11 protein-coding genes (1 of these 11 running past the window's edge) are annotated in these 26600 nt (G+C 62.3%); 7 read left to right on the top strand and 4 right to left on the bottom strand.

Annotation, left to right across the window (positions count from 1 at the left end; genetic code table 11):
- Window positions 1–11278, bottom strand: partial view of an Ig-like domain-containing protein gene (locus AAIH70_RS15770; RefSeq protein WP_430034598.1) — the 5' portion only. The gene continues 16970 nt to the left of window position 1, outside the view; 11278 of the gene's 28248 nt are visible here — the first part of the coding sequence; its start codon is at window positions 11276–11278; the stop codon falls past the left edge of the window.
- A gap of 474 nt (window positions 11279–11752) precedes the next feature.
- Between AAIH70_RS15770 and AAIH70_RS15775 the strand changes: the two genes are divergently transcribed.
- Genes AAIH70_RS15775 through AAIH70_RS15790 form a run of 4 tightly spaced genes read left to right on the top strand, consistent with a single transcriptional unit; the run spans window position 11753 to window position 17653 of the window.
- Window positions 11753–13195: a TolC family protein gene (locus AAIH70_RS15775; protein ID WP_245519166.1), complete on the top strand. Its 1443-nt coding sequence runs from the start codon at window positions 11753–11755 to the stop codon at window positions 13193–13195.
- Between the two features lie 19 nt (window positions 13196–13214).
- On the top strand, window positions 13215–14006 hold the full coding sequence (locus tag AAIH70_RS15780) for an efflux RND transporter periplasmic adaptor subunit (protein ID WP_430034600.1): 792 nt from the start codon (window positions 13215–13217) through the stop codon (window positions 14004–14006).
- Window positions 14007–14009: 3 nt separating this feature from the next.
- Window positions 14010–15458: an efflux RND transporter periplasmic adaptor subunit gene (locus AAIH70_RS15785; RefSeq protein ID WP_132274424.1), complete on the top strand. Its 1449-nt coding sequence runs from the start codon at window positions 14010–14012 to the stop codon at window positions 15456–15458.
- A complete protein-coding gene (locus AAIH70_RS15790; protein ID WP_430034603.1) occupies window positions 15455–17653 on the top strand; it encodes a biotin/lipoyl-binding protein in 2199 nt (732 codons plus the stop codon). The genes AAIH70_RS15785 and AAIH70_RS15790 overlap by 4 nt, the downstream gene beginning before the upstream one ends.
- On the opposite strand, the gene AAIH70_RS15795 is transcribed toward AAIH70_RS15790, so the two are convergent.
- The 3 genes from AAIH70_RS15795 to AAIH70_RS15805 all read right to left on the bottom strand — a co-directional run bounded on the left by AAIH70_RS15795 (window position 17648) and on the right by AAIH70_RS15805 (window position 22341).
- The gene (locus AAIH70_RS15795; RefSeq protein ID WP_132274427.1) at window positions 17648–18340 is read right to left on the bottom strand and encodes a response regulator transcription factor; all 693 of its coding nucleotides are present in this window, start codon (window positions 18338–18340) and stop codon (window positions 17648–17650) included. The two genes, AAIH70_RS15790 and AAIH70_RS15795, sit on opposite strands and share 6 nt — an antisense overlap.
- Window positions 18337–21033 (bottom strand): sensor histidine kinase, encoded by a 2697-nt coding sequence (locus AAIH70_RS15800; RefSeq protein WP_132274430.1) that lies wholly within the window; start codon window positions 21031–21033, stop codon window positions 18337–18339. The genes AAIH70_RS15795 and AAIH70_RS15800 overlap by 4 nt, the downstream gene beginning before the upstream one ends.
- A 147-nt stretch (window positions 21034–21180) precedes the next feature.
- Entirely contained in the window at window positions 21181–22341 is a 1161-nt protein-coding gene (locus tag AAIH70_RS15805) for an amidohydrolase (RefSeq protein ID WP_132275843.1), read from the bottom strand.
- Window positions 22342–22571: 230 nt separating this feature from the next.
- On the opposite strand from AAIH70_RS15805, the gene AAIH70_RS15810 reads away from it, so the two are divergent.
- From AAIH70_RS15810 to AAIH70_RS15820, 3 genes are all read left to right on the top strand, one after another.
- Entirely contained in the window at window positions 22572–24053 is a 1482-nt protein-coding gene (locus AAIH70_RS15810) for a S10 family peptidase (RefSeq protein WP_245519206.1), read from the top strand.
- Between the two features lie 531 nt (window positions 24054–24584).
- Window positions 24585–25553, top strand: a complete 969-nt coding sequence (locus AAIH70_RS15815; protein ID WP_132274436.1) for a phosphoglycerate dehydrogenase — start codon at window positions 24585–24587, stop codon at window positions 25551–25553.
- Window positions 25550–26599 carry an Ldh family oxidoreductase gene (locus tag AAIH70_RS15820; protein ID WP_132274439.1) on the top strand — a complete coding sequence of 350 codons (1050 nt, stop codon included), beginning with the start codon at window positions 25550–25552 and terminating at the stop codon, window positions 26597–26599. The genes AAIH70_RS15815 and AAIH70_RS15820 overlap by 4 nt, the downstream gene beginning before the upstream one ends.
- The last annotated feature ends 1 nt before the right edge of the window (window position 26600 follow it).

Raw genomic sequence — 26600 nt, forward strand, 5'->3', positions numbered from 1 at the left:
TCCCGTTGCCGTCCGAGATCGTATAGGTGAAGGACGGGCTGCCGTTGTAATTCAGATTCGGCGTGAAGGTGAGCGTGCCATTGGCATTGAGCGTGACCCGGCCGCCGGTGACGGTGACGCTGCCGCCAACCGAAATCGCGCTGCCATTGATCTGCGTGACGGTCAGCGGATCATTGTCCGGATCGCTGTCGTTCAGGCGCACGTCGAATGTGGCGGGCGTATCTTCTGCAGTGGTGAACGTGTCGTTGGCGGCGACCGGCGGGTCCTGAACCGGGACGATCGTGCCACTGACGCTGGCGGTCGCGAAACCGCCCTGCCCGTCGGACAGCGTATAGGTAAAGCTGACGCCGCCATTGGCATTGGCGTTCGGCGTGAAGGTCAGCGTGCCGTTGGCATTGAGCGTGACCGTACCATTGGCCAGCGCGACGCTGCCATTGACCGCGATCGGCGTGCCGTTGATCTGCGTGACCGACAGCGTGCCGCCATCGATATCGCTGTCATTGCTGCGCACATCGAAGGTGACCGGCTGGTCCTCGTTGGTGGTGAACGTGTCGTTGACTGCGACCGGCGCATCATTGGTGCCGGTGACCGTGACGGTGAGCGTTGCCGTGGCGGTGCCGCCCTGTCCGTCCGAGATCGTATAGGTGACGGCGGTGGTGCGCGTCTGACCAGCAGCCAAATTGTCGAAGGCAGTGCCGGGATTGAAGACATACGCACCATTGGTGCCGATCGTGAACGTTCCACCGTTCGAGCCGGTAACAGCCGTACCGATGCCGGCAGCCGAACCGCCGACCGCCGAGACCACGATCGGGTCGCCGTCCGGATCGCTGTCGGCACCGACGCCATTGACGTCACCGGTGATGACATTGCCGGACACGTTGGCGTTTTCGGTGGTCGCCGCCGCGTCGTTGACGGCAACGGGCGCCGGATTGGTGACGGTCCAGCTGAACGTGCGACTGACCTGCGCGCCACTGCCATCCGTCGCGGTTACCGTGACCGAATAGGGGCTGCCGGTGCTGGCGCTGCGGTTGATCGTGCCGGAAATCGTGCCGGCGGCATCGATGGAAAGACCCGGTGGCAGGCCGGTCTGGCTGAAGGTCAGCGTATCGCCGCTGTCCGGATCGGAGAAATTGCCGGCAACCGAGAAGGACACGAATTGCGCATCGCTGCCGCTCTGGCTGGCGATCGGCGTCGAGACCGGAGCATCGTTGACGCCGGTAACCGTGACGGTGAAGGTGGCAAAAGACGTGCCGCCATTGCCGTCGGACACCTGATAGGTGACCGATGACGTGCGGGTCTGGCCGGCTGCAAGATCGACAAACGCAGCGCCCGGATTGAAGACGGCCTGACCGTTTGCACCGATGGTGAACGTGCCGCCACCGCTGCCGGCAACCGCCTGGGCGACGCCTGAGGCCGAACCGTTGACCTGCACCACGGTCAGCGTATCGCCATCGATATCCGTATCGTTGGTGAGAACGTTGATCGAGGCCGTGCCGGTGGCGAGAATGCCGGCGGAATCATTGTTGGCGACCGGTGCGTCGTTGACCGGATTGATGCCCACGGTGACGGTGTATTCGACCGCGACTTTGCCGTCGCTGACGCGGTAGGTGAAGGTGTCGGAGCCGTTGTAATTGGCGGCCGGCGTATAGGTGAACGTGCCATTGGCATTGATGACGACGGTACCGTGGGCCGGTGCCGTGGCGCCGGCGGAATAGGTCAGCGTGTCGCCATCGACATCGGTTGCCACCGGCAATGTGCCGTTGAGAGCGGTGTCTTCATTGGTCGTGTAGCTGCCGGGTGCGCCAACCGGCGCATCGTTGACCGGATTGACGGTGATGACCGCGGTGTCGGTATCGCTGAGCGCGCCGCCCGCGCCGGCATTGCCACCATCATTGGTGACCATGGTCAGCGTGACACTACCATTGGCATTGAGCGCCGGCGTGAACTGCGGACGGTTGGCGGACGCCAGATAGGCGTTTATCTGGGAAAGCGTGCCGGTCAGGGTCAGCGAGGCGGTGCCCGTGCCGGCAACCGTGACGCCACCGGCAGCATTTGCCGACAGAACGCCCGACGAGACACTCAGGCTGACGGTGATCTGGCCGGCGCCGGCATCGACATCGGTGATGGAAATGCCGGTCAACGCGAAGGACGTATCCTCGTCGGTGACAAACGTGCCCGGCAGGGTGTTGACCGGCGCGTCATTGACCGGCGTGACGTTGAAGGTGATCGTATTGGGGCTTTGATCGGTATCGATACCGCCATTGGCAGTGCCGCCATTGTCGCGCACCTGGAAGGTGAAGGCGGCAAGCGCGGTACCGTTGGCATTGGCCGCCGGCGTGAAGACGAGATTGCCGAGACTACCGGCGGCGATGAACTGGCCGGCGGTGACGGCCGTACCGCCAAGCGTCAGCGTGCCATTGGTGGGCAGCGTGGTGATGACCACGCCGGAAATGGCATTGGCCGGATTGTCATTGGGATCGGAGAAGCCGAAATCGGCGGTGCTGAACGTGTAGCTCACGTCCTCGGCAATCGTCACCGTCTTGTCGGTGCCCGAAGGCGCATCGTTGACCGCCGTGATGGTGATCGTCGCGGTATCGATATCGGTCAGCGCCGGCCCACCGGTATTGCCGTTATCGTTGGTGGTCATGGTCAGCGTGACGCTGTCGGTCGAATTGGCGGCAGGGGTGAAGACCGGGCGGTTGCCACTGGCCAGATAGGTGTTGATGGCGGAAAGCGTGCCGGTCAGCGTGATCGTGCCGCCGTTGACGACGGCAACGGTGACGCCGCCGGACGAGGAGGCAGCCAGGCCGCCGGAGCCGACAGACAGGGTGACCGTGACATTGCCGGTGCCGGCATCGGGATCGGCGATCGACAGGCCGGCCAGCGGCAGGGCATTGTCTTCCAGAACCGAGAAAGTCGGCGGCAGCGTGTTGACCGGCGGCTTGTTGACGGCCGCGACGGCGACGGTGACGGTAGCAGTTTCGGTCGCGCCCCCGGAGGTGACGGTATAGGTGAAACTGGTAACGCCGGCATAGGCGTTGTTCGGCGTGAAGATGAGCTGGCCACCGGCGGTCAGCTGCACCTGGCCTCTGTCTACCGTGACCGGCGCACCGCCGGCCGTGATGGCAACACCACCGACAGCGGTGATGGTGCGGCCCGAATTTTCAAAACTGTCATTGGCAAGGACGGAGATCGCCACCGCCGTGTTTTCCGGCGTCGATGCTGTATCGTCGACGATATCGGCAACACCGGTGACCGTAACGGCGATATTGGAAACGGTCGGTGATCCGACCTTGCCGTCCGTCGTCGAGATGGTGATGCCGCCGGCCGCACCGTAATAATCGGCGGTGGGCGCATAACTTGCGCCGGCAAGGGCTGCGTTGATCGCTGCCTTTGTGCCGGAGAAGGTCATCGTGGTGTTGGACGTGCCATTGCCGGTGGTGAAGGTCAGGCCGGCAATGCCCGAAAGCGAGAACGTGCCGTTGGCGGCGGTGATGGTGACGGTCAGGCTGGTGTCATCGACATCGCCGACGATGATGGCATTGCCACCGGCAGAGGAGAAGGTGAGCGTGCCGTCTTCGGTCATGCTCTGCGCACCTGGCACAGTATTGACCGGCGCATCGTTGACCGGCGTGACATTGACGGTGACGGTGGCCGTTTCAGTGACCCCGCCCGAGGTGACCGTATAGGTGAACGTCGTCTGGCCGTTGAAATCGGCAGCCGGCGTATAGGTGATCGAGCCGTTGGCGAGGAAGGTGACGGTGCCTTGCCCGGCCGGCGGCTGGGTGACGGAGGTGATGACCGGCGTGCCTTCGAAATTGTCGGCGGAACCGCCACCAACGCCGGTGATGGCGTTGAAGGTGATCGGCGTATCTTCAAGCGTGGTCACCGTATCGGCGACGATATCAGGAACGGCCGTGACGGTGACGCCGATCGTATCGGTATCGCTGACCGTGCCGTCGGAGGTGACGACCGTAATCGTGTCTTGACCGTTGTAATCGGCGGTGGGGTTATAGCGCAGGCTGGCGAGCACGGCGTTGACCGCGCTAGCGCTGCCGCTGATCGTGACGGTGCCTGAATTGTTGTTGCCGATCGTGGCGCCACCGGCCGCGGTGACGGAGATCGTGCCATGCGCGACGCTGACCGTCGTCGTCAGGTTGTCGCCATCGATATCGGTGACGGAAATGCCGCCGATCGCAAGCGTTGTGTCTTCCGCCGTCGTCTGCGCGCCCGGCACGGTGTTGACCGGCGCATCGTTGACCGGCGTGACGGTGACGGTGACGTTGGCGGTTTCGGTGACACCGCCGGAGGTGACCGTGTAGGAGAACGTGGCCGGACCATTGTAATTGGCAGCCGGTGTAAAGGTCAGGGTCCCGTCGGCATTGAGGCGAACGGTGCCATTGGTGACGGCGACGACACCGTTGACCGCAATCGCAGTGCCGTTGACGGCCGAAATGGTGCGGTTAGCATTGGTGAACGTGTCGTTGGCGAGAACGTTGATCGAAACCGCACTGTCTTCCGCGACCGTGGCCGTGTCGGCGACGATGTCGGCAACGGCATTGACGGTGATGATGCTGGTATCGGTATCGGTCAGGCTGCCATCGCTGCTGGTCATCGACAGCGTGACGGGGCCGTTATAATCGGCCACCGGATTGAATTTTGGTGCAGATGCGGACGCCAGATAGGCGTTGATATTGGCGAGCGTGCCGGTGAGCGTGATGGTGGCGGTGCCCGTGCCGGAGACCGTGACGCCACCTGCGCCAACGGCGGTCATCGTGCCGGAATTGACCGCGAACGTGACCGTCATCGTGCCCGAACCGACATCGGCATCGGTGAGCGTGATGCCGGCGAGCGTCAGTTGCGTGTCTTCATTGACGCTGAAGGTCGCAGGCAGACCGTTGACCGGCGCATCGTTGACCGGAATGACCGTGACGGTGGTGATCGCCGTGTTGGAATTCAGTGCGCCGTCATTGACGGTGACAGAGATGCTGCGCGGCGTCGAACCCGGATCGCTGGAGGTGGAGCGATAGAGAACCTGCTGTAGTGCCGCCTGATATTCCGCCTTGGTGCCGGCACCCGTCAGGGTAAGGCGGAAATTGACGGGGTCATAGCTCGCGGTGATGGCGCCCGGCAGTGTGCCCGACACGATGAGAACATCGCCTGCCACCGCATTGGTGATGGTGATCACTGCGCCCGCCATGCTGGTATTGTCGATATCGATGATCGACACGTCGGCATCGGCGATCGAGACGCCCGCACCCTTTTCCGTATAGCTGGTGGCAAAGCCGGTGCCGGCACCGGATGCGTCGAGATCGAGCACCGGCGCATCGTTGACCGGCGTGACGGTGATGATGCTGGTATCGACATCCGTCAGCGTGCCGCCCGAGCCGGTATTGCCGCCATCGCTGGTGGTCATCGTCAAGGTGACATTGCCGTTGAAATCGGCCACTGGGGTGAAAACCGGGCGCGATGCGGCGCTGGCCAGATAGGCGTTGATATTGGCGAGCGTGCCGGTGAGCGTGAGGCTCGCCGTGCCGGAACCGTTGACGGTGACACTGCCGCCGGCCGTTGCCGACAGAAGGCCGGAATTAACGCTGAGGACGACCGTCATCGTGCCGCTGGCGGCATCGACATCTGTTATCGCCAGGCCGGCAAGGCTGAGCGCGGTATCCTCCGCCACCGAGAAAGTCGGCGGCAGCGTGTTGACCGGCGCATCGTTGACGGCGGCAATGGTGATCGTGCGGGTATCGATATCGGTAAGCTGCCCGCCCGAGCCGGTATTGCCACCATCATTGGTGGTCATTGTCAGGACGACGGCACCATTGGCATTGGCGGCGGGATTGTAAAGCGGCACCGCGCCGGATGCGAGATAGGCGTTGAGATTGGCAAGCGTGCCGGTGAGCAGCAGTGTGCCGGTACCGGAACCATTGACAGTGACATTGCCGCCGGCCGTAGCGGTGATCGTGCCGGAGGGAACCGAAAGCGTGATCGTCATCACACCGGTGGCGGCATCGACATCGGCGACGGAGAGGCCACTCAGCGCGACCGCGACATCCTCATTGGTGGACCAGCCGGCGCCCGGCAGCGTGTTGACTGGCGCATCGTTGACGGCGGCGACATTGACGGTGACGGTTGCGGTTTCGAAAACGCCACCCGAATTGACGGTGTAGGTGAAACTCGTCTGGCCGTTGAAATTGGCTGTCGGCGTGTAGGTGATCGTGCCGTCAGCATTGAAGGTGACGGTGCCCTGCCCTGCTGGCGGCTGGGTGATTGCACTGACGAAACGGGCCGGATTGGCAAAGGTATCGGCGGTGGCGCCGCCGGTGCCGGTCAGCACGTTGAACGAGATCGGCGCGTCCTCGACCGCCGCGATCGTATCATTGGTGGCATCGGCCACAGCCGTGACGGTGATTGCCACCGTATCGGTATCGGTGAGCGAACCGTCGGATGTGACGATGGTCAGCGTGTCGGAACCGTTGAAATCGGCATTGCCCTGATAGCGCATCGAGGCCAGCACGGCATTGACCTGCGCCAGCGTGCCGGAGACAGTAACGGTCGCCGTGCCGACGCCCGTTACCGTACCGGAATTGGTGACCGACGGCGACAGGATGCCGTTGGTGACGGTGAGCGTGACCGTGACGTTGGTGCTGTCGACATCGCCGACAGAGATGCCGCTGATCGGCGTCATCGTATCTTCGGCAATCGATTGTGCGCCGGGCACGGTGTTGACCGGCGCATCATTGACGGCAATGACATCGACGGACGCAATTGCAATGTTGGAGTTGAGTGCGCCATCATTGGTGACGACGCTGATGTTACGGGTAACCGTCGAGGGGTTTTCCGAGGTCGAGGAATAACGCACCTGCTGCAGGGCAGTCTGATAGGCGGCCCTCGACGCCGAACCGGAAATCGTCAGGGTCGAGGTGGCTGGGTCGTAGACCACCGACGTGATGCCGGAAGGCAGCGTCCCGGTAAAGGACAGCACGTCGCCGGCCTGCGGATTGGTGATCCTGACGATGACCGACGCCATGTTGGCGTTGTCGACATCGGTGATCAGCGCATCCGAGGCGACGATGGCGACGCCCGTGCCATTTTCCGTATAGCTGGTCGAATAACCGGTGCCGCTGCCGGCAGCGCTCAGATCGAGGATGGGCGCGTCGTTGACCGGCGTGATGGTGATGGTTGCGGTGTCGGTATCGGTCAGTGCGCCGCCACCGGTATTGCCCCCATCATTGGTGACCATGGTCAGCGTCACCGCGCCGTTTGCATCCGCCACCGGCACATAGACGGGGGCTGCCGCGCTGGCGAGATAGGCGTTGATATTGGCAAGTGTTCCGGTCAGCAGCAGCGAGTTGCTGCCGGAGCCACTGACGGCGACATTGCCGCCAGCCGTCGCGGTGATGGTGCCGGTCGGCACCGAAAGACGGACCGTGATCGTGCCCGAAGCGGCATCGAGATCGGTGACGGCAAGGCCGATCAGCGCAACACTGGTATCTTCGTTGGTGGTCCAGCCGGCCGGAATGGTGTTGATCGGCGCGTCGTTGACGGCGGTGACCGCCACCGTGGTGACGGCAGTGTTGGAGGACAGCGCGCCACCACTGATGGACACGTTGATGCTGCGGCTGGTGGCCGTGCCGCCATTGGTCGGATTGTCGGATGTGCTCGAATAACGGACCTGTGCCAGATAGCTCTGGTAGGCTGCCTTGGTGTCGGAGCCGGTGAGCGTCAACGTAAACGTCGCGGCATTATAGGAGACGGTGATATTGCCCGGCAGGGCTGCCGCCATGGCAAGAACGTCGCCGACCTGGCCATTGGTGATAACAACGGTTGCCGAAGCCATGTTGGCATTATCGACATCGATAACCGACGTATTGGCGGCCGATGTGATGGCGATGCCGGCGGCATTTTCCGTGTAGGCGGCGCTGAAGCCGGTGCCGGCGGCACTGCTGTCGAGGTCGAGCACCGGCGCGTCGTTGACGGGATTGATGGTGATGGTGCGCGTGTCGGTATCGGTCTTGGTGCCGCCGATGCCAGTATTGCCGCCATCGCTGGTGACCATGGTCAGGGTAACCGCGCCATTGGCATCGGCGACCGGGACATAGACCGGGGCGGATGCACTTGCGAGATAGGCATTGATGGCGGCAAGCGTGCCGGTGAGCGTGATCGAACTGCCCGAACCGCTGACGGTGACGCCGCCGGCGCTGGTGGCGGTGATCGTGCCGCTGCCGACCGACAGCGTGACCGTCATGGTGCCGGTGCCGGCATCCGGATCGCCAATCGACAGGCCTGTCAGCGCGATATTGGTATCTTCGTTCGTGGTCCAGCCTGCGGCTGGCAGGGTATTGACCGGATCGTCGTTGACGGCGATGACGCTGATCGTCGAGGTAGCAATCGGCGAAGAGAAGGCACCGTCATTGACGGTGACGTTGATGACGCGGGCCGTGGTGCTGGGATTGTCGCCGGAATTGGAGAAGGTGATGTTGCGGATTGCCGTGGCATAGGCTGCCTTCGTGGCGCTGCCCGTCAGGTTGATGGTGATCTGCCCGGCAACCGATGTATCGATGCTGCCGGTGATGCCGGCCGGCAAGGTGCCGAGCGCCAGCAGATCCCCCGCCTGTGCGTTGGTCAGCACGATGGATGCTGCGCGCATGTTGGCGCTGTCGAGATCCCGCACGCTCGCGGCAGCAGCGGCAATGTTCACGCCGGCGCCGTTTTCCGTGTATGTGGCCGAATAATTGACACCGGGGCTCGCATCGACATTGGTCAGCGCGCTGACGCTATCGATAAAAATGTCATCCGTGCTTGGAGCAAGGCCCAGAATGCCGCCCGTGGCGGAATAGCTGAACACCAGAGCGCCTGATGCCGCCACCGTCGACGGCAGATTGATCGTGACGGCGGTCCGGGTCCACGCCGCGGTGTTGACCGCGGAGGCGGCAACGGTGGCCGGCGAGCCGCTTGCGCCGTTCAGATAGGTGATGGTCGCGATATTCGGCGTTCCGCCCGTGACACCTGTCGAGACACGCGCATAAACGACACCGCCGATGGAGATATCGAGCGTCGCTGGCGTCGTGTTATCCGTCGAGCCAAGGATGCCGGCATTGTTGCTCCAGCCGACTTCGAACGTGAGCTGGGCTGCCCCGGATGGAGCAAGGCCATCGTTCCAGCCGGACAGTCCGGTCTGCGTCACCGTGCCCGTGCCGCCGGTATCCGTCCAGGCGAAGCCATTGTTGACAATACTGCCGCTGCCGGAAACCGTCCAGCCGGTTCCGCCGGGGGCGGCGCCATTGGAAACGATTTCCTGGCTTACCGTGCCGGAGTTCAGATCGACTGTGGGGCCGACGGCATTATAGCCGAAATCGGCGGTCAGCACCGACGCGCCGATGGCGCCTATCGACACGGAGCGTGTGGTGGCAGTCGTGGCGGGTGAACTGCCGAGTGCGCCGTTGGTATCGGTAACGCGGACGACATACTGGCCCGGCAACACGCCGGTAAACAGATAGGCGCCGTTGATGTTCGTGGTGTCTGTCGCAATCACGCGCTCGCCGGAATCGGCAACGCCATTGTTGTTGACGTCATCCACCAGCTGCACCGTAACGCCGGAAATGCCACCGTCAACGCCCGCTTCGAACGTGCCGTTGCCATTGTTGTCGTCGAACACGATATCGCCGATGGACGCCGTCGGCGGGGTCCAGGTGGCCGCATCGCTGACGAGCGTCGACAATGCCGTCGTGCCATTGGTGGTGATGGTGAGGGCGGAGCCGACGGTCGCACCCGTCGTCGGGTTGAAACGCTGGATGATCGGCGTGCCATTGGTGGTCAGTGCGCCGACGACATAGGAATTGCCGGCCGCATCATTGGCACCCTGCGTGGCGCCGGGATTGGTGAAGGTACCGGTGACGGCAACGCCGGTGGTTAGATTGTAGCGGGTGATGCCGGTGCCGGTGATGCTGAGCAGATTGCTGTTGGTGGCATCGATGGCAAAGTCGCCCCAGTCCGTGCTGGCGAGATTGGAGCCGAAGGTCGAAACGCCGGCCAATGTCTTGCCATCCGGCGAAAAGGTCAGGCGCCAGATCTGGGCGTCACCGGCACCGGATTCCACGCCGAGATAAAGCGTGCCGCCATAGAAGGCCGCCGCGCCACTGCCGAGGCCACGCGTGCCCAGAACAACATTGGTAATGGAACCGTTGCTGCCCAGATCGTTGTCGATGAGGATGTGGGTATTGTTGATGAAGTCATAGGCGAACAACGCCCTGTTGGTGCTGGCCGATGCGGAGTCGGTGTAATAGATCAGCCCGTTCGCCTGATCGACGGCCAGCGAATTGATGGTGTCTGACATGGTGATGCCGCCGACGGAGCCGGGCACAACCGTGATCGCCGTTGCCTTGCCGGTGGCCAGATCGACGCTGTAGATCGTTCGCTCGGACGACACCAGAACCGCACCGCTGCCGACCGAAGCCTGCACATTGAGCAGTTCCGCATAATGTTCCTGCGCATCGGCAGAAACGACGGATTTGGTGCTCACTTCGCCGTAGCGATATTCCAGCGTCCAGTCGCCGCCCTTGGCGGTCGCACCGGTCGCATCGTCCGATGCCGCGATATCGGCGCCGGTCTGATAACCCATCATCCGGGCAGCACTTTCGCCGAGTTCGCCGCGGGCAAAATCACAGCCGTAGATGAGAATATCGGCATCGTCAGCGAGCGAGGAGCGCAGGCTCTGCAATTCGTCCGCATATTCATCGGCCATCGATTCGACCGTCAGCGTCGCCGTGCCGAGGTAAAGGCGGCCTTCATCGCCATGGGAGATGATGTGGATGGACTGGACATTGTCCATGCCCCGCAGCGCTTCCGCCAGCTGCTCGACGCCGTCGCGTCCGCTTTCCAGAACGACGAGTTCGAAATCACCTTCGATGCCCTGCAGAAGTGATTCGTAGTTCGGCACCGAGCTGTCGACCACGACGACCTGCCGGCCGGCCCCGGATGTCGCGGCCTCAGTCGTGGGTTGTACACCCGTATGGGCGCCTTCGGCCGCGGCCGTCAGCGCGCGCGTAAGCGCGTCGCTTTCACGCGTGTCGGAAACCGCCTTTTCAGCGGCTTCATGGGTGGCTGATTGATCTTTCTCCTGAGCATGTTCGAGCGTCGCTGCACCGGCTGCATCGAAGGCAATACGCTGCTCAAGCTCCATCAACATGGAACCGAAGCGATCCTGCCCCCTCGCCTTCTGTGTTTTCGCCTTCTTCTTCGGAAGAGGCTTTTTCGGGCGAGTGAAATGCTCGTTCATGACTTACCTTCCCGCGCATAAATGGCCTGGACACTACGTCCAGATTTTGCGCCGGCGGGCTTTTTGAACCCACCTGACATCAGCGATCGCATTAACCGGTACGCAATATTAGGATTCAGTTGTTTACCAAATTACAAACAGCAGCTATTAATTTTAGCAATACATGATGTTTTGGAAACCCCGTATTTTTCCGGCACATCATGAAAATCATTCCGCGCTTGCCTCAGCCTGTGCGCGAGGTTTTTTGGCGACCACACGTTCATTAACTCTAATATGTTAGGCGCTTATTAATCATATTCGTAAATGTTAAATCAGCCGTGGGTTTTCTTTCTTTCCGTTCAGCCTCTCTTAGGTTGATCTGCGAATCCTGACGATGTCCGCGGTCCCTGTCAGCTGTATGCGGCAGGTGTTTTTGCGGGTCGTAATTGAGGTGTAGCGGTGAAATTTCCCTATTTATGGATTGTCCCGGTCAGTTTGATTGCAGTCGGGTGCTCGGTAAAAACCGAACCACTCAAAGCCGAGGCAAACGTTTCCTTCGCCAATGACAAGCTGGTGAGGGCGACCGCGAACCAGGAACCGATCACCGGCTCGATCGATCTTTACGAGGCCATGGCGAGGGCCCTCAAATACAACCTGGATACGAAGGTCGAAATCATGGAGGCTTCGCTGAAGCTTCGTGAAGCCGACCTCGTGAGCTACAGCGCACTCCCTAAACTCGTCACCGGTGCCGGTTATGCCGGCCGTGACGAAGGCGATCCGACGACCCCTTCGACCCGCGATCCGAACGTGCGCACCGCCGATCTGACCTTCTCCTGGAACGTTCTCGATTTCGGCCTGTCCTATGTGCGCGCCAAGCAGGCGGCCGACCAGGCTCTCATTCAGGAAGAGATGAAACGCCGCATCGTCAACAAGGTGATCGAAGATGTGCGCACCGCCTATTGGCGGGCGGCAAGCTATCAGCGCCTTGTCGGCCGCATGCGGGCACTCGAAGGACGCGTCGCCCGAGCGTTGCGCGAAACCCGCGGACTTTCCGGCAGCGGCGAGGCCTCACCGCTGGTGGCGCTGACCTATGAACGCGAACTCATCGAGGTGAAACGCGAAGTGGAGCAGCTGGAAGGTGAACTGAGGGTCGCCAAGAGCCAGCTGGCGGCGCTGATGAACATCACGCCCGGTACCGACTTCACGCTGGCGCTGCCCAAACGCAGCATGCCGAAACTGAGCGTGCCGGACAATCTTTCGGAAATGTATCGCATCGCCGCATCGAACCGCCCGGAAATGCGCGAAGTGGCTTACCGCATGCGTATCAACGAGCAGGAGGTCAATGCGGCCCTGCTCGACATCCTGCCGGGCTTCAGCGTCTATGCCGGCAAGAACTATGACAGCAACGACTTCATCTCCGATCCCAACTGGGCCTCATGGGGCGCCAAGGTCAGCTTCAACGCGATGAAGCTTGTGGCTCTGCCGGCGACCAACAAGAAGATCGAAGCGGAAAAAGAGGTGCTGGATGCGCGCGCACTATCCGTCGCCATGGCCGTGATGACGCAGGTTCATATCAGCCGCGCCCGCTTTGCCCATCTCAACAAGTCCTATTCGACGGCAGCGGCGCTTTCCAACGTCTCGCATCGCATCCTCAATCAGGTACGGGCAGAAACAAAAGCGCAGAAAACCAGCGAGCAGATCCTCATTCGCGAGGAAATGAATGCGCTGGTGGCCGATGCGAAGCTCGATATGGCCTATGCCGACATGCAGAATGCCTATGCCAATGTCTACGCCTCTCTCGGCGTCGATCCTTTTCCGCGCGGCCTGACCACGAAGGAAAGCGTTGCCGAAATTTCCACGCGCATGAAGGCGCTGTGGAACGAGGGCGGCGGTGCCGCGGTGATTTACGTTAAGCCCGAAACAGCGAGTATCCAGTAACCGCATAACGAGGTCGATCATGACCGATCGGACAGATTTTTCGACCCATGGAACGCGCCCGCATCTTTGCGGCGCGTTTCTCGCCGTCTGCCTTTTCGGCACATTCGCCAGCATCAGCATCGCCTCCGCACAGGCCGGCAACGAAACGCTGCGCGGCATCGTCAAGCCGGTCAACGAAGCAATGATCGCCTCCGACCTGACCTTTCCGATCCGCGCCCTGCCCTTTCGCGAAGGCCAGAGTTTTGCCAAGGGCGATACGCTGGTCGAATTCGAATGCGGCGATCTGGCAGCCCAGGTGAAATCGGCAGAAGCAATGTTCCGCGCCGAACAGATCACGCTGGAAAACAACCAGCGACTGGCAAAATCGCGTGCCGTCGGCAATTTCGAGGTCGATCTTTCGCGCGCCAAGGCCGATCAGGCCGCCGCCGAACTGGAGGGTTTTCGCTCCAAGATGGCCCGCTGCATCATCCGTGCGCCCTATGACGGCCGTATCGCCGTGATGCGGGCGCATACGCATGAGATCCCCGAAACGAACCAGCCGATGATGCAGATCGTCAGCCAATCGGATCTGGAGATCGAGATCCTTCTGCCATCCGACTGGCTGCGCTGGCTGAAACCGCGCAGCCGCTTCACCATCCGGATCGACGAGACGGGAAAAAGCCTCGGCGCCGAGATCGTTCGCATTGCCGCCGTGGTCGATCCGGTCAGCCAGACGGTGAAGGTGACCGGGCGGTTCTGGAATGGCGCCGACGGCGTGCTGCCGGGCATGAGCGGCCCGACCACGTTCGAAGACGTGCCGGCGAGCGAGTAGCCCATGGAATTCAAGATCACGCCGCAGAACGATCCGCCCGGCCGGGATAGCGCGCCAACTATCGGCCCTGTACGGCAGCAGAGCGGCAATGCCGGCACAGTGCGAGGCACCGCCGCGCCGGCCAATGCCGATGCCAACTCCAAAGGTCTCGATCTGCTTTTGAAGGTGGAGGCGGAAGCACGGCAGGCTGAGACGGTTGGTGAACTGGCGTTTCTGATTGCCAACGAGACCATGCGCCTGACCCGCTGCCGGCAGGTGTTTGTGCTGCAGGGGCGCTCCGACGTCTTCACCGTGGGGGCAGCCAGTTCGATCGGCGCAGTGGACCGCAATTCGCCGCGCATCCGCTGGGTCGAGGCGATCATTGCCGACCTGCAAAAGGCGCCGGGACTGGGCGCCCCCCGCGTGTTCAACCTGCCGGCCCATTGCCCGCCCGGTGATGCAGAGCACAAGAGCTTTCCCTATCGCTTCATGAACTGGCAGCAGTTTGCGCTGCGCGACGGCAAGGTTTTCGGCGGTATGCTGCTGGCGCGCGAAACGGCGTGGAGCGAGATGGACAGTCTCATTTCCCGACGTCTGGCCGATACCTATGCGCATGCCTGGGCGGCGCTGACCGGCGAGCGAAAACTGCGGCGGCGGCTGAAGATCAAGCCGCTTCTCGCCGCGGCCGCCATCGGCACCATCGCGCTTGCCTTCGTGCCGGTGCCGATGACCGTGCTGGCACCGGCTGCGGTGGCACCGATCGCGCCGGCAGTAATTTCCGCGCCGCTCGACGGCGTCATCGACGCCATCCTCGTCAGCCCCGACCAGAGGGTGGCGAAGGGTGAGCGGCTGGTGCAGATGTCCGACGTGGTGCTGCGCAACGAACTGGCCGTTGCCGAACAGGATGTGCGGGTGGCGCAGGCCAAGCTGATGCAGGTGACGCAGGGCGCGGTTTCCGATCCGCGGCTGCGTGCGGAACTGGCGGTCACCCGCAGCGAGGTGGCCGTCGCCGCCGCCAAACGCGACTACGCCCGCGACATGCTGGAGCGCTCGGACATTCGTGCGCCGGTGGATGGCGTGGCGATCTATACCGACAAACGCGACTGGATCGGCCGGCCGGTGACGACCGGCGAGCGCATCATGGAAGTGGCCGATCCTTCGCGCATGCAGTTGCGCATCGATGTGCCGGTGGCCGATGCGATTGCCGTGGCGCCTGGGGCAAGCGTGCGCGCCTTCCTCGATTCCGATCCGCTGCGACCGGCAAAAGCGACGGTGGTTTCGGCCTCGTTCGAGGCGCGCATGGTGGAAGGCGACAAGCTCGCCTATCGCATCTACGCAGAACTGGAGGATCAGCCGAAGAGCATGCGTCTCGGCATTCGTGGCACGGCGCAGATTTATGGCGACCGGGTGTTTCTTGGCTATTACCTGTTCCGCAAGCCGATCGCGCTGATGCGGCAGAAGTTCGGGTTATGACGGCCGCGCCGCAAACCATGACACTGCCCGCCGGCACACAGATGCTGGCGGGCGGCAAAGGTCCTCCGGGCGTGCCGCAGGAAATACCGCTGCCGCCGATCCGCGAGGATCTGCAGATCACCAAGGGCGGCACCAGCTATTCCGGCGCGCCGACATGGGTCGTGCTCGATCCGCTGCGCAACAAGTTCTTCCGCATCACCTACGAGATGTTCCAGATCCTGTCCTTGTGGAATGCGGCGCGCACCGTCTCCAACCTGATCAAGGCGGTCGACACGCGCTTCGGCAACACGCTTTCCGGTGAGGATATCGTTTCTATCATCCGCATGCTGGAACAGAACATGCTGCTCTCGCAGCCCGCCACCAGTTCATGGCGCAGCCTGCATGCCCGCGCCAACCAGAAACATTCGTGGTTCATGCGGCTGATCCACAATTACCTGTTCTTCAAGGTCCCGCTGGTGCGGCCCGACAGGTTCATCCGCGCCACATGGCCGAGTGTTTCGCTGCTGTTCAGCCGCGGTTTCGCCATTGTCACGCTGATCGCGGCAGCGTTCGGCCTCTATCTCGTTTCTCGGCAATGGGAGGATTTCATCGGCACCTTCCCTTACGTCTTCTCTCTCGAAGGCGCGGTGATTTCGGTCGTGTCGATCATCTTCATCAAATGCCTGCACGAACTCGGCCACGCTTATGTGGCGCATCGCTATGGCTGTCGTGTGCCGACCATCGGCATCGCCTTCATGGTGATGGTGCCGCTGCTTTACACCGATGTCAGCGATGCCTGGAAACTGCGCTCAAGGCGGCAGCGGCTGAGGATCGATTCCGCCGGCATCATGGTGGAACTGACGGTCGCCTCGTTTGCGGTTCTGCTCTGGGCGTTTCTGCCGGATGGCGTGTTGCGCAGCGCCGTGTTCGTGCTGGCCGCGACCGGGTGGATCATGAGCCTGATCGTCAACCTCAACCCGTTCATGCGGTTCGACGGTTATTACATGTTCGCCGACCTGCTGGGCGTGGAAAACCTGCAGCCCCGCGCCTTCCGGCACATGCGCTGGCGGCTGCGCGAATTCCTGTTCCGTCCGCATTACGCCCCGCCAGAAGCCTTTCCGCGGCGGCTCGATGCGACCCTGACGATCTATGCGGTGGCGACCGCCGTCTACCGGATCGTGCTTTATCTCGGCATTGCCCTTCTCGTGTACCACTTCGCGGTCAAGATCGTGGGTATCATGCTGTTTGCCGTCGAAATCGGCTTTTTCATCATCCGGCCCGTCTGGATGGAAGTGAAAGAATGGTGGTCCATGCGTAACGACATCCTTGCCAGCCGACGAACCTATGTCAGCGCCAGCGTTTTTCTCGGGCTGATCGTGCTCGCCTTCCTGCCGCTTTCCACACAGGTCAGCGCCCCGGCCATGGTTCTGCCGCGCGAATTCGTGCGGCTTTACCCGCAGGAACCCGGAAGGGTGGAAACGATCGCCGTCACCAAGGGCCAGTCGGTCAAGGCCGGCGATATCCTGTTCGTCATCGACGCACCGGCGGTGGAGCAGGAAATGCGGATCGTGGCGGAGGAGATCAAGCTTGCAGAGCGCCGGCTTGCCCGCGTTGGCGCCAATCCGGAAGACCTCGCCGCCCGCAGTGTCATCGAAAGCCAGCTCGGCGGGCTTTCCGCCCGGGCCGAGGGACTGGCAGAGCGCGAAGGGCAGTTGACGGTGCGCGCACCGTTTGATGGCCGCATCAACGATATCAACCCCGACATCCACGAAGGCCAATGGGTTTCGCGCGCGGATCAGCTTGCCTTCCTCTCCTCGACAGCCGGAACCGTGGTGCGCGGTTATGTGGGCGGCAATGAAGGACGGCGGCTGGCGCAGCAGGCGGGCGGATGGTTCGTGCCCGACGATGTCAGCGAGCCGCGCCTGCCGATTTCGCTGACGGCGCTTGCCCAATCCGGTGCCCGCGAGATCGACATTCCGCAACTGACCTCGCATTTCGGCGGCGCGATCGCCGTGCATCCGCCAAGTGGGGGGCGACGCCAGACACTGGCGCCCGTCACCGCCGAATATGGCGTGACGGCCGACGTGATCGGCACGACTGAGTTGCCGCAACGATCGCTGCAGGGCGTGATGGTGCTGGATGCCACAGGCGAAAGTTTTGCCGCCGCGGCCTGGCGCCGTGTGGTGACGGTCGTGCTCCGCGAGGCGGGACTATAAGCCTTCCTGCAGCCGATACCCGACACCGGTTTCGGTGAGAATATACTTTGGCTGATCCGGCGCCTGCTCGATCTTCTGGCGCAACTGGCGCACATAAACGCGCAGATATTGCACATCGGTCGGCTCGCCCCAGACATGTTCCAGCAGAAAGCGATGCGTCAGAACCTTGCCGGCATGCTGCACGAGCACGCGCAGAATATCGTATTCCTTCGGCGACAGTTTCACCTCATTGCCGGCGACCTTGACGATGCGCTTGACCAGATCGACCATCAGTTCGCCCGTCTGGAACACCGGTTTTTCGCCCTGCGTCTGCAGCCGGTGACGCAGAGCCACGCGAATGCGCGCGACCAATTCGTTCATGCCAAAGGGTTTGGTGATGTAATCATCCGCTCCCAGTTCCAGCGCCTTGACGATGCCGGCCTCATCGGTGCGGCTCGACAGGATGACGATCGGCAGGTCCAGCCCTTCGGCCCGCCATTTTGCCAGCAGATCATGGCCGGACATGTCCGGCAGGCCGAGATCGAGCAGGATCAGGTCGGGTTTGTCAGTCTTGGCGAGTTCGATCGCCACCTTGCCGTTCATCGCTTCGCTGATGGCGTAATCCTGCGAGGACAGGCCGACCCGCAACAGTTTTCTGATCGGTGGCTCGTCATCGACGATGAGGATGCGGACAGCAGATTGCATCACTTGGTCTCCTCTGGGATCAGCCGCGGCGATGCCGCCGGCAGGCTGATCGTAAACATGGCGCCGGAGCGATCCGTGCGATTGGCCGCCTTGATGCGCCCGCCCATGGCCTCAATGAAACCACGGCAGATGGACAGGCCAAGGCCGGTGCCCGCACGCACGAAATCGCCCTTGCGGACGCGATAAAAACTGTCGAAAATGCGTTCCAGATCATCGGCAGGAATACCGTGACCTTCATCGACCACCGCAATCTGGACCGCCTCGCCATCCGACCAGCCGCGAATTTCGATCGTCGTCTGATCCGCCGAATATTTGGCGGCATTGTCGATCAGGTTGAACAGGACCTGTTCGAGCAGCACGGCATCGACCTTCACCATCGGCAGATCCGGCGGGATCGATACGCGGATGCGATGATCCGAGGCGATCTTGGCGGCGCGGCTGAGTGCGGTGCCGACGATATCGCCGGCAAAATGCAGGGCGGAATTCGGCTCCATCGTGCCGGAGCCGAGGCGGGTCATATCCAGCAGATTGCCGATGAAACGGTTGAGCCGTTCGGATTCGTCGATCACGGTTGAAAGCAGGTCCAGCCGCGCCTCGTCATCGAGGTTGGCGTGAAAATCCTTGAGCGTGCCGGCAGAGCCCATGATGGAGGCGAGCGGCGTTTTCAGATCATGCGAGATGGAACTGAGCAGCGCGCTGCGCAGACGGTCGGTCTCCGCAGCCAGGCGGGCACGGTCGACATCCGACACCAGTTGCACGCGCTCGATGGCCAAGGCTGCCTGATCGGCCAGCGCATCGAACAGGCGTTGCTGTTCCGGCGTCAAAAGCGGCCCCTGCCGATCATTGTCGAGACCGATGACACCAACCGCGCCGCGGCCGCTGCTGAGCGGCAGATAAAGGCGTTTTGCCCCCGGCAACGTATCGGCGGCCCGGCCGGCCGGGCGGTTGTGCTCCCAGGCCCATCTGGCAGCCGCGATATCGGCATCGACAAGCGTATCATCCGGCGGATAACCGGCCTTGACGGTGATCTCACCCGCTTCCGGCAGCAGGATGACCACACGCACTTTCAGCATCGACGCGATCTGGAAGGCGGTGGCCCACAGCACGTCGTCCAGCGTGCCGGTACCGGCCAGTTTGCGCGAAAAGAGATAAAGGTCTTCGGTCGTCTTGGCCCTCTGGCGCGCGGCGGCCGCCTGACGTTGCACGGCGGCGGCAAGGTTGCTCGCCACCAGCGCCACACCGAGAAAGAACACCAGCGCCACCACACTTTCCGGATCACGGACGGTGAAATTGTAGCGCGGCTCGAGGAAGAAGAAGTTGAAGGAAAGGGCGGCCAGAACCGAGGCATAGATGCCCCCCGCCAAGCCGCCCTGAACGGCGGCGGCCAGAACGGCCATGAGAAAAACGAGCGCGAGGTTCTGCACCGCCAGTATCTTGTCCAGCAACGTGCCGACACCGACCGCCAGCGCAACGAAGACGGTGCTGCCGAGATAGGGCAACAGCTTGAATGGTGTTGGCGGTGCGGCGGTGCGCACGCCGCTCGACGGGCCATCCGCCTGCCGGCCGGAAATGACATGGACACTGATATCGCCGGCATATCGGACGAGATCCTGCGTCACCGACCCCTGCCACATTTCCACAAGCCGCGATTTTGCCGAGCGGCCGATGACGATGTGCGTGAAATTGTTGGCGCCGGCATAAGCGACGATTTCGGCCGCCACCCGCGAGGCCGGCAAGGTCACGGTTTCGGCGCCGAGTTGTTCGGCCAGCCGCATCGTGGCGGCGAGCCGGCTCTTGTCCTCTTCGCGGTGCATGGCATCGCGGGGCGTTTCCAGATGCAGTGCCGCCCATGGGGCGCGCAACCGGTCGGCCTGACGGCGGGCATACCGCACCAGACCCGGACCATCGCTGCCATGATCGAGACAGACCAGCACCCGCTCACCCGCCGCCCATGGACCGGAAATGGCATGCGCGCGCATGTGGTTGAGCAACTGATCATCGACCCGCTGGGCGGTGCGCCTCAACGCCAGTTCACGCAGGGCCGTCAGGTTGCCGGGCGAAAAATAGTTCTCCGTCGCCCGTTTGGCGGTCTTCGGCATGTAGACCTTGCCATCATGAAGGCGCTTGATCAGATCGTCCGGCGTGATGTCGATGATCTCGATATCGTCGGCGCGGTCGATCACCGAATCCGGCACGGTTTCGCGCACACGGATACGGGTGATCTGCGCCACCACATCGTTGAGGCTTTCGACATGCTGGACATTGAGCGTGGTATAGACATCGATACCGCGCGACAGCAGTTCCAGCACATCGAGATAACGCTTCGGGTGGCGGCTTTCCGGTGCGTTGGTGTGGGCCAGTTCATCGACCAGAACCAGCGCCGGCTTGCGCGCCAGCACGGCATCGAGATCCATCTCGTCCAGCGTCTGGCCGCGATAATCGATGATCCGGCGCGGGATGATTTCAAAACCCTCGACCAGCGCCATGGTTTCCTGCCGGCCATGGGTTTCGACCACGCCGATGACGACATCGACGCCATCAGCCTGCCGGGCGCGGCCGGACATCAGCATCTCATAGGTCTTGCCGACGCCGGGGGCGGCCCCGAGAAAAATCTTCAGGCGGCCACGACCTTCCTGCGCCGCGCGTTCAAGAAGCGCTTCCGGGGACGGGCGTCGGTCGCCGTCATCGAGTGCCATCAAAGATCTCCGGCATGCCGATCTCCGGCGCGCCTCAAGGAATTGCTGTGTTCAACCCGCAATAAATGGCCCGGCGGCGATAGGAAAGCGAGTGGGTGGTGGAGGCAAACATATAGGAATTTTATATATGTTTGCCTCCTTCAGACCCTAGCCCAGAATATCCCGGATGGTGCGCAGAAAGATGCGCGAACCGGTGTCGATCAGTTCATCGGGAAAGTCGTAATCCGGGTTGTGCAGGCGCGGATGGTTTTCGCCGGCGCCGAGGAAAAACATCGCCGATTTCGAGACGTGGCCGAACAGGCCGAAATCTTCCGATCCCTTCATCGGCACGAAACCGTCGCCGTCATCATAGGGAACGTTTTCCGCATCCATGGCCGCCTTCAGGTAGGCAACGGCGGTCTCATCGTTTTCGCAATGGTGAAAGACGTCATGATAGGTGATGCCGAGGTGAAGGCCGGCAGGCAAGGCCACGCTTTCCGCCAGCTCCTCGGCCTGGGCAACGAGAGCCGCCATGCGGGCGTCGTGCAGCGTGCGCAAGGTCACCCAGATTTCCGCATATCCGGGGGCGATGCCGAAAGCGGGTTCGCCGATGCGGGCATGGGTGAGCGTGACCAGCGAAAAATCGGGACCGACATGGCTGTTGCGGTTGGCACCGAGGCCAGGCAGTTCGGCGATCAGTTTTGCAGCGGCTGGCGCCGGCGATGTGCCGTCTTCCGGCATCGAGGCATGCGCCGTCTTGCCGGTCAGTTCGATGCGCATGCCGCGCGAGGCACAATTGACATGGCCGGCCATCAGCGCCACGTGGCTGAGTGGACGGCCCGGCATGTTGTGCAGCGAGAACGAGAAATCCGGCTTGAGCGCCGCAAATTTCGGATCAGCGATGACGGCGGCGGCACCGGCACCGTTTTCCTCTGCCGGCTGGAACATCAGAATGACGCGGCCCTTTTGCGGGCGCTGGCGGCCGAGTGCACGGGCAACGGCGAGAAGCGTGGTCATGTGGCCATCATGGCCGCAGAGATGGCCCTTGCCGACAATCTCCGACTTATAGGGAAGATCCGTGAGCTCCTCGATCGGCAGTGCATCGAGTTCGCAGCGCACCAGCACGCTCGGCCCTGGCTCCCTGCCCTGATAAACGGCGGCAACGCCATGGCCGCCGATGCCGGTAACGATCTCTTCCGGTGCGGTGGCGGAAAGCGCCTCGGCGATCAGCTTTGCCGTCTCGATTTCCTCGCCGGAAAGCTCCGGCTGGCGGTGAAGACGATGGCGAAAATCACGCAGGTCCTCGAATTCCGCTTGTGTCAGATACATCATTCCGCCTCTCAGGTTTTGCAGTCTTTTATCGATGACTATACCTGCGCCGTGAGGCTTTCAATGCGCTTGTGGCGGTCTTTCATGACGCAGCGATCAAGCCAAGTTGAGTTTCCTTAACGGCGCTGCGACCTACATTCGCCATGCCCGACAGGAAATGCTGGAGAAGACCCTTGTCCCATCGCCTTGCCCTTCGTTTTGCCGCCGCCACCACCGCCGTGCTGCTCACCATGACCGCTCCGGCATGGGCGCAAGAGCCGCCGCCGGAACGCGGGCAGAAGGAAACGGCGCAGGAGAACGAACCGGCCTCATCCGGCATTTTCAGCCTGATTCCTGCGGATTCCACGACCGACCACGTGCTGAAAACCGGCGATACCGAGCTGCCCTATACGGCTACCGCCGGCACGATTGACCTGATCGGCCAGGACGGCAACCGAACGGCCAAGATTTTCTACACCGCCTATGTCGCCAAGGATCGCAAGCCGGGCCGGCCGCTGACCTTTGCCTTCAATGGCGGGCCGGGGGCGGCCTCGGCCTATCTGCATATGGGGCTGATCGGGCCAAAGGTGCTGGAATTCGGCGAGACGGGCGACAATGGCACGATGCCGTTGCTGAGCGACAATCCCGACAGCTGGCTCGCCTTTACCGATCTCGTGCTGATCGATCCCGTCGGTACCGGTTGGAGCCGCGCGACCAGCGACGAGGCGGCCGGCAATTTTTACAAGGTGCGGCAGGATGCCGAAAGCCTTGCCAAGGCGATTGCGCTTTATACCCAGCGCAACGACCGGCTGGATGCGCCAAAGTATCTGCTGGGCGAAAGTTATGGCGGCTTTCGCGCGGCCAAAGTGGCGGCGGCGTTGAAGGACAGCCAGAGTATTCTGGTCTCCGGCATCGTCATGCTGTCGCCGCTGCTGGAGGGACGGTTCGTCGGCAATTCAGACGATCCGCTCACCGCCGCCCTGCAACTACCGTCGCTGGCCGCCGCCGAGATGGAACGGCACGGTACGTTTACCCCCAGCGGGCTGAAGGAGGCCGAGAGCTTTGCCATGGGCGCCTATCTCACCTCGCTTGCCGGCGCGCGGCCATCGGGTGCAGCGGCGGACGGGCTGTATAGCCGGCTGGCCGGCATGACCGGCATTCCCAAGGACGCCATCGCCCGAAGCCGTGGTTTCCTCGGTGACATTTATGCCAAGCAGATGGCGGGCGCGGGCAAGGTGGTGAGCCCGTATGATGCCGCCTATTCCGTGGCGGATGCCTATCCGGAAGCGCCCTACAGCCAGAACGACGACCCGATCCTCGACGGTTACACACGCGCATATGGCTCCGCCTTTGCGGCCTATGCCCGCAACACGCTCGGTTTCAAAACGGAGATGACCTATTCGCTGCTGAATACCGAGGTGAACCGCCGCTGGGAATGGAACGGCAATCGCGGCGGTGACGCGCGGGCGCTGGCCAGCGTTTCCAACGATCTGCGCGATCTCCTGTCCGTCATCCCGTCCTTCAGGCTGCTGATCGCCCATGGTTATAGCGATGCGCTGACGCCCTATGGCGCCAGTCGATATGTGATCGACCACCTGCCGCCGGAACTCGCGGGCGGCCGGGCCGCGCTGAAGGTCTATCGCGGCGGGCATATGTTCTACACGAAAATCCCGTCGCGGCAGGCGATGGCGGAGGATGCACGCGCCTTCTACGAGGCGAAGGCCACCGATTGAGCGAGTGCGCCGCTTGCGGCCGGATGCAGGTGGGAAAATTGCCACGATGGCGTTTTGATGCGTCGATTCAGAATAAGTTGTAAAATTATTTTGCAAAAGTTGTCTGAAATGATCTTCCGCAGGCAGAGGAGGACAGAGAGATGACCAAGACGCAGCGGGCGAAACGACATCCAATAAAATCATCATTATAACAGATGATTACCAGCCAAAACGTCCTCTTTAACATGCAAGGTCGCATGCAAAATCTCCATCACAAGCCATAGTCTATAACTTTTTTGCCAATTTCAATTGACAACTACCCCTCACCGCGCGATGTCTTGGAGGCTGTCGTCTGCGGGGAGGAGTCTCGCGGCGACCATGCGGGAGAGACAATGGCGCGACGCGCCGGCAGAGCCTTTTACCACCACCGACCGATCTTTCCCGCAGCATGATTTCAGGCCTGCCCTCATGGGCCGGTGAAGAGACGATCGGGAGAGACATGAACACCAGCATTCCGTTTTGTACCGTCCTCAATCGCCGACGGTGGCGCGCATGAGCATCGTCATCGCCACCACCTCGCCCGGTTTCGGCCGTCACTGCCGCCTGCCACAGATACTGGAAGAAACCGGCTGGGAGATCATCCGCTGCGTCGACACGGCGCTTGCTGATGGCGGACTGTCGAAACATATTGAACGCGCAGATTTTCTGGTTGCCGGCCTGACCTCGGTCACCGCCGAGAGCATTGCCCATGCGCCGAAACTGCGCGCCGTCCTCAAACACGGCGTCGGCACGGACAGCGTCGATATCGCCGCCTGCACAGCACGCGGCCTGCCGGTCACCAATACGCCGGCGGCCAATGCCAATGCGGTGGCGGAGCTTGCGGTAGGCCTGATGTTTGCGCTCGCCCGCAACATTGCGCAGGGCCATATAAGTGTCGTTTCCGGTGGCTGGGATCGTCGTCCCGGCGTCGAGATTTCCGGAAAAACGCTCGGCATTGTCGGGCTTGGCAATATCGGCAAACTGCTGGCGAAAAAGGCGATCGGCCTCGGCATGACGGTGGTTGCCTCCGACCTCTACCCTGACCGCGCCTTCATGGCCGAGCACGGGATCGAACTGCTAGAACTCGATGCATTGCTGGCACGCGCGGACTATGTTTCGCTGCATGTGTTTGGTGGCGCCGGCAATGCCGCGCTGATCGATGCGGAAAAACTGGCACTGATGAAACCGACTGCCTGCCTCCTTAATCTCGCGCGTGGCGAAGTGGTGGACAATGATGCGCTGGCGGCAGCCATTGGCGACGGGCGCTTGAAGGGCGCGGGCATCGACGCCTTTGTTACCGAACCGCCGGATGTGTCGCATCCGCTGTTCAAGCTGCCGGGCGTGGTTTTCACGCCGCATAGCGGTGCCGACAGTCTCGAAGCTTTTGAAAATGTTGGCCTTATGGTGATCAGCGACATTCAGGATTTCATTGCCGGCAACCGCCCTGCCCGCGTGCTCAACAAGGAGGTTTATGACCGATGACCGAACCCCGTTACGCCGCTGGCGATCTTTTGGCCCTTGCCCGCTCGCTATTCACCAAGGCCGGACTTGAGACGGAAAAGGCCGAAGCCGTTGCCACCTATCTGGTCGAGGCAGACCTGATGGGCCATTCCACCCACGGGCTTGCGCTGGCCGGCTGGTACCTGCAGGGCATTGCCGATGGCGTGGTCACCAAGGCCGGAACCTATGACGTCGTCAGCGACAAGGGACCGGCCGTGTGCTGGAATGGCAACCGGCTGCCCGGCGCATGGCTGACATCGGAAGCGGTAAAACTCGCCGTCGAGCGCGCCGAAAAATTTGGCACCGCCACCGTGGTCATCGCCAACAGCCACCATATCGGCGCGCTGGCCGCCTATCTGGAACTGGCGACATCCAAAGGCATGCTGGTATCCGTCGCCTCGTCCTCGCCATCTGGCGGACAGGTGGCGCCGTTCGGTGGTCTGAAGGGCGTTTATACGCCGAACCCGGTCGCCTATGGCATTCCCACACCGGATGGGCCGATGCTGATCGACATTTCCGCCTCGATCACCACCAACAACATGTCGCAGCGACTGATCCGCGAAGGCCGGCAATACGAACATGACTGGCTGATGGATGCGCAGGGCAATCCTTCGCGTGACCCCAAAGTGCTGGATCAGGGCGGCTCGCTGCTGCCGACCGGTGGCTTCGACCACGGCCAGAAGGGATATGGCATGGCGCTGCAGGTGGAGGCGATCACGCAAGGACTGGCCGGTTATGGCCGCGCCGACGCGCCGAAAGGCACCAATGCAGCCGTCACCGTGCAGGTCTGGGACCCGGAGGCTTTTGGCGGGCGCGACGCGTTTCTGCGCCAGACCGGCTGGCTGGCCGATGCCTGCCACGCCACCCCGCCGCGACCGGGCGTCAATCGCGTGCGCTTGCCCGGCGAGGCAGCGCTTGGCCGCAAGAAGACGGCCTTGGCGGATGGCGTGGCGCTTTACCCGACCATCATCGGCTCCATCGAGCCACACGCCGAACGGCTGGGCGTCACCATGCCAAAACCGATCTGAG

The sequence above is a fragment of the Neorhizobium sp. BT27B genome (genome assembly GCF_050455485.1).
Classification (GTDB): Bacteria; Pseudomonadota; Alphaproteobacteria; order Rhizobiales; family Rhizobiaceae; genus Neorhizobium.

Coding starts and splice junctions, on each gene's coding strand:
- AAIH70_RS15810 (WP_245519206.1), top strand. CDS start 22,572: ATGACCGCTCCGGCATGGGCGCAAGAGCCGCCGCCGGAACGCGGGCAG.
- AAIH70_RS15815 (WP_132274436.1), top strand. CDS start 24,585: ATGAGCATCGTCATCGCCACCACCTCGCCCGGTTTCGGCCGTCACTGC.
- AAIH70_RS15785 (WP_132274424.1), top strand. CDS start 14,010: ATGGAATTCAAGATCACGCCGCAGAACGATCCGCCCGGCCGGGATAGC.
- AAIH70_RS15820 (WP_132274439.1), top strand. CDS start 25,550: ATGACCGAACCCCGTTACGCCGCTGGCGATCTTTTGGCCCTTGCCCGC.
- AAIH70_RS15800 (WP_132274430.1), bottom strand. CDS start 21,033: ATGGCACTCGATGACGGCGACCGACGCCCGTCCCCGGAAGCGCTTCTT.
- AAIH70_RS15790 (WP_430034603.1), top strand. CDS start 15,455: ATGACGGCCGCGCCGCAAACCATGACACTGCCCGCCGGCACACAGATG.
- AAIH70_RS15805 (WP_132275843.1), bottom strand. CDS start 22,341: ATGTATCTGACACAAGCGGAATTCGAGGACCTGCGTGATTTTCGCCAT.
- AAIH70_RS15780 (WP_430034600.1), top strand. CDS start 13,215: ATGACCGATCGGACAGATTTTTCGACCCATGGAACGCGCCCGCATCTT.